The sequence below is a fragment of the Streptosporangium sp. NPDC006013 genome, assembly GCF_040614275.1.
In the GTDB taxonomy this organism is placed as follows: domain Bacteria; phylum Actinomycetota; class Actinomycetes; order Streptosporangiales; family Streptosporangiaceae; genus Streptosporangium.
In genome coordinates, this window is sequence record NZ_JBEXUE010000620.1 from 1 (window position 1) to 5046 (window position 5046).

General features: G+C 70.1%; 5 protein-coding genes and 1 pseudogene. 2 read left to right on the plus strand and 4 right to left on the minus strand.

What is annotated here, in order from left to right:
- Positions 1 to 85 (plus strand): annotated as a pseudogene (locus tag ABZ260_RS46265) (histone-like nucleoid-structuring protein Lsr2); the annotation flags it as partial.
- Between the two features lie 7 nt (positions 86 to 92).
- On the opposite strand, the gene ABZ260_RS46270 reads toward ABZ260_RS46265, so the two are convergent.
- Positions 93 to 851, minus strand: coding sequence for a serine/threonine-protein kinase (locus ABZ260_RS46270; protein ID WP_355631001.1), 759 nt, complete (start codon positions 849 to 851; stop codon positions 93 to 95).
- Positions 852 to 943: 92 nt separating this feature from the next.
- Here ABZ260_RS46270 and ABZ260_RS46275 point away from each other — a divergent pair, with 92 nt between their 5' ends.
- On the plus strand, positions 944 to 1177 hold the full coding sequence (locus tag ABZ260_RS46275; RefSeq protein ID WP_355631004.1) for a hypothetical protein: 234 nt from the start codon (positions 944 to 946) through the stop codon (positions 1175 to 1177).
- A 713-nt stretch (positions 1178 to 1890) separates the two neighbouring features.
- On the opposite strand, the gene ABZ260_RS46280 is transcribed toward ABZ260_RS46275, so the two are convergent.
- The 3 genes from ABZ260_RS46280 to ABZ260_RS46290 are packed head-to-tail and all read right to left on the minus strand — an operon-like array spanning position 1891 to position 3981.
- Positions 1891 to 2343, minus strand: coding sequence for a hypothetical protein (locus ABZ260_RS46280; protein ID WP_355631007.1), 453 nt, complete (start codon positions 2341 to 2343; stop codon positions 1891 to 1893).
- Positions 2340 to 3113, minus strand: a complete 774-nt coding sequence (locus ABZ260_RS46285) for an SDR family oxidoreductase (RefSeq protein WP_355631010.1) — start codon at positions 3111 to 3113, stop codon at positions 2340 to 2342. The genes ABZ260_RS46280 and ABZ260_RS46285 overlap by 4 nt, the downstream gene beginning before the upstream one ends.
- A 4-nt stretch (positions 3114 to 3117) precedes the next feature.
- Positions 3118 to 3981 (minus strand): RNA polymerase sigma-70 factor, encoded by an 864-nt coding sequence (locus ABZ260_RS46290; RefSeq protein WP_355631013.1) that lies wholly within the window; start codon positions 3979 to 3981, stop codon positions 3118 to 3120.
- Between the last annotated feature and the right edge of the window lie 1065 nt (positions 3982 to 5046).

Below are 5046 nucleotides of genomic sequence, written 5' to 3' on the forward strand. Positions count from 1 at the left end.
GCGGGCGGACGAGACCGTCTCGTTCGGCCTGGACGGGACCGCCTACGAGATCGACCTGAGCACGAAGAACGCCACAAAACTCCGCGAGGCCCTTACGCGGCGGGGTCCTTGGCGAGTGAGGCGGCGACGAACGGCCGCAGGTGCTCGGGGAGCATGTCCAGCTGGGGCTGTACCGACAGCACGCGGTGCATGATCCCGCCCAGGCTCTCCGCCCGGAACGGGTCGGCACCCGTCGCGGCGAAGACCATGATCCCACCCCAGGCGAAGATGTCGACGGCGGTGCTCGCACGCTGGCCCATGAAGATCTCGGGGGCCATGTAGGTCGGGGTGCCCGCCACCATGCCGGTCGCGGTCAGTGACATGTCCTCCGTGCGGGCGACGCCGAAGTCGATCACACGGGGGCCGTCAGGGCCCAGCAGCACGTTGTCGGGTTTGAGGTCGCGGTGGATGACCCCGGCCTCGTGGACGGCGGTCAGCGCGGTGGCGATCGCCGTCGCGAGACGGTGCAGGTCGCCTCCGGTGAAGCGGCGCCCCTCGGCGACGGCCCTGCGCAGGCTGGGGCCCTCGACGTACTCGCTGACGATGTACGGCCTGGGCCCGTCCAGATCGGCGTCCAGCACCCCCGCCGTACAGAACGAGGCCACCCGGCGGGCCGCGGCGGCCTCACGACCGAACCGCTCACGCAACTCCGGATCACTCCCGGCGTCACCGTGCAACACCTTCACCGCCACACGCCTACCCGCGGCATCGTACGCCTCATAGACCACACCCTGACCACCCGCACCCAACCGCCCGGCCAGCCAGTAACCGCCCAACCGCTGCGGATCACCGTCGATAAGTGTCGTGCTCAACTCACACTCCGTTCAACGGCAGGTTGGACGCCCCCGAGGACGACGAAGTTCGCGGAGTGCCGAACATTCCGAACACGTCTCGCCCTCCTTGAGTGAACGGTGACGAAACTCTCGCGGCCGGCATGGCCCGTGGCCCGCTGGGCGGCCTCGACGAGGCCGGGAACACCGACCAGGATGCCTGCTTCCGGCCGGTCGGGGAGGACCGTTCGGAGATCGGAGACGTCACGGGCCGACTGGTCGTCAGAGTAGCCGGGCCCGCACCGGACGTGCCGCGTTCGGCGCGCGTACGCCGCGAAAAACACGTCGTGCGTGGCGGCCGGGAGTGAGCCGCCGCGGTCGGCCGGAGGTTCCGGCGGCACGGGTCGTGACGATCCCGGCGATCAGCGTCCAGCTCCGAGCCGCCGTCACCGTACGCATTCCCCCGGAGGCTCTTCGTAGCCAAACCGGTTGATCCAGAGGGCGGGGGCGGGCTAGGTTGGCTCGCACGGACTTTCGCGCGTGCCGGGCCCGCCAGCCCCGGGCACGCCGGTGTCAGGCGACGCATAGCACGGCGAGCCCGAGGAGGGGAGGAAGATCATTCGACGCGCCAGGATCATCCGGCAGCGGGGCGCACGCCGCCCCGCCCGCATCTCCGGCCTGGATCTGAGGTCTCCCTCGGGTCGCCCACTCCCCTATTGACCTGGTCTTTACGGCAGTCTTATGCGGCGATCTGTAGATATTTCATATAACGGAACCATCACGCCGGGGGGCTCAATGAAGAGACTTGTGGTCGTGCCACCATATGTCGCACGGCTCAAGATCAGGGATATTCGTTCCGCGACACGCCGTGGAGTGACCGGCGACGCCAAGGTGGTCGATCTCAGCGCCTACACGGGCCGCAACGTTCTGCGCTTTCCACAGACGAGCGGCCCTACCTCCGCCGCCTGACCTCCATCGCGAAAGACCCGCCCGGGCGGGTCTTTCTCCGTTTCCGGCCCCTTCCCGTGCCCGGGCACCGGCCGTCCGCACGTGCACGGCCCGGCCGTCGGCGGCCTCGGGCCTACTCGCCGCCCGGTGCCTTCCGCGTGAGGAACAGCAGGATCGCGGGGATCAGCACGCAGAAGGCGAGCACGACGACCTGCCCCACCGCGTCCACCATGTCGAAGTGCCCCAGGTGACCGAGGTGGAAGGTCAGGTGCGGCACCGAGTAGAGCAGGTATCCGGCAAGCACCGTACGGATCAGCAGGCGGTCGAGCGTCACCGCCGCCACCGCGAGCATCAGGCCGAACCCCAGGTTGAGCCCGCCGAAGTCCCGCAGGAGGTGCTCGTTGTAGGGCGGCAGCAGCGCCACCCAGGGATGTCCCGGCAGCGGGAAGTCGTCGTAGAACCCGCGCGGCACGAGCAGCGCCCAGCCACCGACGACCGCCTCGGTCACGGCCAGGACGGCGAGCAGGACGCGTGACCAGGTCGCGGTCCGGAACGGCACGCGCGCGGTGGAGACCGTCTCGTTCATCGCCCCTCCGTCCCCGCCTCGTACCCGCTCCGGCCGGCGGCCACGGAGACGAAGTCCGCGAAGGTCCCGCGCCCGTCGGGGTGGTCGGGCGCGAGATGCACGCCGCGCCGGAAGGCGGCGGCGATCCTGCCGGGTACGGGCAGCGGTATGACGAGCCCGCGCCCGCCGGTGACCCGCAGATAGGTCCGCGCCAACTCGGCCGCGCTCACGATCTCCGGGCCGCCCATGTCGGGCACCCGCCCGGCGGGCGCGCCCAGCGCCAGTGCCACCAGCCGCTCCGCGACCTCGGTGACCTCCACCGGCTGGAAGTCCGTCCCGGCCGGGACCGGCAGGACCTTTGATTTCGCCAGTTTCCCCAGCATGAGCACCACCAGGTTGTGGAACTGCGTCGTGCGCAGGATGGTGTACGGCAGCCCCGAGTTCTCGATCAACCTCTCGACCTCGTGCTTGCGCCGGTAATACGTGTACGGGTGCCGGTCGACGCCGACGATGGAGACATGGACCAGGTGGGTCTCGGGGGGCGTCGCGGCGATCAGCCGCCGGGCGGCCTCGACGTCCGCCGAGGAGTCGCGCGGGTCACTGGCGAGGTGCACGATCGTATTGACCCCTTCGAGAGCGGGGCCGAGTCCCGCTCCCGTCCTCAGGTCTCCGAGGTAGGGCTCGCGGGTGCGGCTCAGCACTCGGACGGGGTGACCGGTCTTGGCGAAACGGTCCACGACATGGCGCCCGAGAACCCCGGTACCACCGGTTACCAGGATGTTTTCTGTCATACCCCTACGAACCGGCGACTCCCTGCAAATGTGACAGCTTTTCCGGATTGAACACGGCACGCAGGCCGACGACGGTCTCGGCGGAGACCTCGATCACGAAGATCGCGATGACCTCTCCCCCATGCCGGACGAGGACCGCGTCCTGACCGTTGACATCGGCATGGGTGAACTCCGCCGCCTGCCCGAACCTGCCGGCGATCCCGGTGAGGTAGCGGACGACCTTCTCCCTGCCGGTGATCGGCCGCAGCGCGGCGCGCACCCTGCCGCCACCGTCGGCCCAGGCGATCACGTCGTCGGCGAGCAGCCGCTCCAGCCCCGCCAGGTCGCCACTCCTGGCGGCTGCCAGGAACCGTTCCACGATCCTTCGCCGCTGCTCGCCCGGGGCGTCGAACCTCGGACGCTCACCGACCCTGCGCCGGGCCCTGCCGTACAGCTGGCGGCAGTTGGCCTCGGCCAGATCGAGCGCATCGGCGATCTCGCGGTAGCCGTAGGAGAACGCCTCCCGCAACACGAAGACGGCCCGCTCGGCCGGGGTGAGCCGCTCCAGCAGGAGCATGAAGGCCATGGACACCGCGTCGCGCTGCTCGGCGGTCTCCATCGGGCCGAGCGCGCCGGTCGGCGCGGGCTCGGGGAGCCAGAAGCCGACATAGCGCTCGCGGGTGGCACGGGCGGCGGTCAGCCGGTTGAGACAGAGGTTGGTGACCACCTTGGCCAGCCAGGCTCCGGGGGAGCCGATGTGCTCACGCTCGGCACCGCTCCAGCGCAGGTAGGCGTCCTGGACGACGTCCTCGGCCTCGGCCGCCGAACCGAGCATCCGGTAGGCCAGGCCGAACATCTTCGGCCGCTCCGCCTCGAACTCCTCGATCACCTGACCAGGGTGCCAGACGGAACGGAGATCCCCGCCGCCGCCCTCGCACGACCTCGCGCGTCGCGGTCGCCTGCCAGGATGCCGAGACTACGGCGGGAGGACGCGGCGGCCATGCCCACCGGTGCCGACCCAGCCGTACCCGACGAGGCGGGGAGCCGACCTGTCATCGTCGGCTCCCCGCACCGATCCGCCGTCTCACGTCGGACAGCGCTGGAATACTGGGACCTGCTGGGAGTCGTAGGTGCGCCGAGTTCGACTCATCGCCCAGCGTCTGCTTTGCACCCTTTTCGTTTTCTGGCGGGACGTGACTGACACGGCTGGACCTCTAGCGGCGCGAGCGGGTTGCTGGCGTGCCCACGCAGCAGCACGTCCAGACCTGGACGCGCGGGCGGTCCGTCAACGGCGACCCGCGTCGGGTGCGCGATCGTGACGGATCCGACCGCCTCGGCATGGCGACTGAGCAGCTCGTCACGGGTGCCGTTCTCCACTGATTTCACGGGCGAGAAGTGGCCCCGACTCGGCCTTGGGTTCTAAAGGTGGTCGCAACACCTGACCCTGAGGGGTGTTGCCATGACCGAGGCGTGTCGGGCACCCGCCCTGCGGGCGCGCCCAGCGCCGGCTCCACCAGCCGCTCGGCGACCTCGGTGACCTCCACCGGCTGGAAGTCCGTCCCCGCGGGGACCAGCAGGATCCCGGACCTCGCCGGCTTCCCCAGCACGAGTACCAGCCAGGTTGTGGAACTGCGTCGTGCGCAGGATGGTGTACGGCAGTCCCGACGGTCCCACGCCGCCGGCTGTCAGGTTCCCCTCGGAAGGCAGTGCCGACATCCACGCCTGGATCGCCGGCGGGGCGTGTCACGGTGGTGACCGGGGCGGGCAGGAAGGCCGAGAGCCGCTGGGTGATGTGACCCGACGTCCCGGAGGCGGGCACGGGACCACGCCTCTGAGCACGGCCAGCCGATGAGGACATCCATCGGACTCCGCCGGGCACCCCGATCTACGATCATCTTCGTACCCGGGCACAGCCTCCGCGGCATGGCCGGGAACACAGGCCGCGGCCCCGGTG

Coding starts and splice junctions, on each gene's coding strand:
- ABZ260_RS46280 (WP_355631007.1), bottom strand. CDS start 2,343: ATGAACGAGACGGTCTCCACCGCGCGCGTGCCGTTCCGGACCGCGACC.
- ABZ260_RS46285 (WP_355631010.1), bottom strand. CDS start 3,113: ATGACAGAAAACATCCTGGTAACCGGTGGTACCGGGGTTCTCGGGCGC.